Raw genomic sequence first — 260 nt, forward strand, 5'->3', positions numbered from 1 at the left:
CTTTCGGGGTGGGCGGCGTCTCGGGCGAGACGCCGGGTCCGGGGGTGGAGGTCGTGGCCACGTGCTCGAACTCGTGGGCCGATCGGGGGGGGAGGGTCAGGGTGCGACCGGCCTCGAGCACGTCGCCGGTCTCGAGATCGCGGACGGCGCGGGGTGCGGGCACGGCGGCCTCGTGGGCCGACCAGTTCGACACGAAGGCCAGGTCGGGCCCGGCGGGGCGCGACCCGGTGGTGTCGGTGACGGCGTCCGGCGCCGCCCAG

1 protein-coding gene is annotated in these 260 nt (G+C 77.3%); it reads right to left on the bottom strand.

Going from position 1 to position 260, the window contains the following annotated elements; genetic code table 11:
- A partial coding sequence (locus tag ACZ6JE_RS15315) for a hypothetical protein (protein ID WP_464319500.1) occupies nt 1-260 on the bottom strand: 260 nt, incomplete at both ends.

The sequence above is a fragment of the Frigoribacterium sp. AC759 genome, assembly GCF_979256015.1.